2 protein-coding genes are annotated in these 2,352 nt (G+C 59.5%); one reads left to right on the top strand and one right to left on the bottom strand.

What is annotated here, in order from left to right:
• Window positions 1-207: 207 nt before the first annotated feature.
• Window positions 208-1,566: an NCS2 family permease gene (locus tag PG896_RS20815; RefSeq protein WP_010675944.1), complete on the bottom strand. Its 1,359-nt coding sequence runs from the start codon at window positions 1,564-1,566 to the stop codon at window positions 208-210.
• A 206-nt stretch (window positions 1,567-1,772) separates the two neighbouring features.
• On the opposite strand from PG896_RS20815, the gene PG896_RS20810 reads away from it, so the two are divergent.
• A complete protein-coding gene (locus PG896_RS20810) occupies window positions 1,773-2,105 on the top strand; it encodes a cupin domain-containing protein (RefSeq protein WP_010675945.1) in 333 nt (110 codons plus the stop codon).
• Window positions 2,106-2,352 lie beyond the last annotated feature (247 nt).

Genomic DNA, 2,352 nt, shown 5'->3' with positions numbered 1-2,352 from the left:
GAAGGAAGTGCGCACTAAAGTAGCGTAAACAAGACACCGGTTTGAGGCCGGTGTCAGGTGATAACTAGATCTGTACAGGATCTGAAACAACAAACAAAGCCTGACGTTTCAATCTGAAACGAGCGGATGGGGAAGATCCGGGAAAGTGTTAGCCGCCTCACAGCCATGAAAAAGGGCCCCGCAGGGCCCTTCTCGATAGCGTGAGGATTAGATGGCCCAGCCACCGGCGTAGAAGATCACCAGGGCCACGGCGATGATGACGGTGCCGATGTTGAGCTTCTTCCACTCGGCGGCAAACAGGCGGCCGACCACCAGGGCCACGAAGCCTAACATGATGCCGGTGACGATGTTGCAGGTGAGCACGATGAAGACGGCGCACAGCATGCCGGAGAGGGCATCGACCGAGTCGTTGAAGTCCAGCTTGGTGACGTTGCCCAGCATCAGCAGGCCCACATACATCAGGGCCGGTGCGGTGGCGTAGGCCGGTACCAGATAGCTCAGCGGGGAGAGGAAGATCATCAGCAGGAAGAGCACGCCGACCAGGGTGGCGGTCAGACCTGTCTTGCCGCCGGCAGCTGTCCCTGCGGCGGATTCGATGTAGACGGCTGCCGGAGCACCACCTACCACGCCCGCCACCATGCTGCTGACGGAGTCCGCAGTCAGGGCCTTGCCACCGCTGATGATGTGACCACGCTCGTTGATGAGGCCAGCCTGACCAGCCACGGCACGGATGGTGCCGGTGGCGTCAAACACGGCGGTCATCACCAGCGCCAACACGGTCGGAATCACCACCGGATTGAGGGCGCCCAGCAGATCCATGCTGCCCACCAGGGAGCCATTCTCGCCACTCAGGCTCGGCATGGCGAAGAAGCCCTGCCAGGTCACTTTCGGATCGAAGATGAGGCCGAGGATGGAGATGGCGATGATCACCATCAGGATGCCGCCCGGCACCTTGCGGCGCTCCAGGCCGAAGATGGCAGCCAGACCCAGCACCGTCATGATGACCGGGAAGGCAGTGATCTCGCCGAGCTGCACCGGCAGGCCAGCCCCTTCATTCTTGATCACCATGCCGACCCCGTTGGTGGCGATCAGCAGCAGGAACAAGCCGATACCGATGCCGGTACCGTGGGCGATGCCGGAGGGAAGGTTGTCCAGGATCCACTGGCGCACGCCGGTGACGCTGATCAGGGTGAACAGCACCCCCATCAGGAAGATAGCGCCCAGCGCGACCGGAATGCTCAGCCCCTGACCCAGCACCAGGCTGAAGGCGGTAAAGGCGGTGAGAGAGATGGCACAACCGATGGCCATCGGCAGCTTGGCCCAGAGCCCCATCAGCAGGGAGCCGAAGGCGGCGATCAGACAGGTGGCCACAAACACCGGGCCCTGCTCAAAACCGGCTGCGCCCAGCATGTTCGGCACGACGATGATGCTGTAGACCATCGCCAGGAAGGTGGTCAACCCGGCCAGCAGCTCCTGTCGCACCGTGCTGCCACGCTGGCTGATGGAGAAATAGGAATCCAGAAACCCGCCATTGCCGGCGCGGGCCGTCGTTTGTTGCGTTGCCATAGTTCATCCTGAAAGTGTGAAGGAAATCGTTTGCTTGCTGGCGCGCAAAATAGCAAGAATTTGGCGAGATTGCAGCGGATAAGCCCCCATTTCCCCGAAGTTTTTCATAAAAGGGCTCGTTGGAGGCCTCATTCTCCATGAGAGCGGCCCATCCCAAGCTTCTACACTCTTAGCTAGCCACGTTCCCATCTACCGGAGAGAAGCCCATGCACACAGGCAACCTGCTTGGCCAGATCCCCTCCCCCCTGCCCAGTGAAGTGTTCGCGGATCTGGTCAGTACCAACAATGTTCGTATCGAGCGCATTCTCTCCCAGGGGCAGCAGACCCCTACCGGAGAGTGGTTCGATCAGGATGAACACGAATGGGTATTGCTGGTGCAGGGAGAGGCCATCCTGGTCTTCATCACACCGGATACCGGGGTACAGGAACGCGTCCATCTGGGGCCGGGGGATTACATCAACATCCCGGCGCACCTTCAGCACAGGGTGGAGTGGACCCATCCGACCGAGACAACCGTCTGGCTCTGCGTCTATTACTAGCAAGCTCACGGCTCAAGAAGGCAATGCTTCTGCTGCGAAGATCGAAGAGGAGACCGTGGAGACGAAAAAAAGCCCAGTCTGTCGACTGGGCTTCTTGTTAGTGGCATAACGGACGCAGAGACGGACAAAGTCTGGCTCAAGCACAAGGGACAACAGAGCGGGATCGAGTTGTCATACCAATCGGATTAAACATTAGGTCAGTTTTATCCAATCTCGGCTACAAAGTGACATCACCCGCTCCACATCG

It is taken from the genome of Aeromonas sp. QDB30, assembly GCF_027707645.1.
Classification (GTDB): Bacteria; Pseudomonadota; Gammaproteobacteria; order Enterobacterales; family Aeromonadaceae; genus Aeromonas; species Aeromonas caviae.
This window is presented reverse-complemented; position numbering and strand designations above follow the sequence as displayed.

Bases quoted from the DNA above. Each gene is read 5' to 3' on its own strand.
- PG896_RS20810 (WP_010675945.1), top strand. From the start codon at position 1,773: ATGCACACAGGCAACCTGCTTGGCCAGATCCCCTCCCCCCTGCCCAGT.
- PG896_RS20815 (WP_010675944.1), bottom strand. From the start codon at position 1,566: ATGGCAACGCAACAAACGACGGCCCGCGCCGGCAATGGCGGGTTTCTG.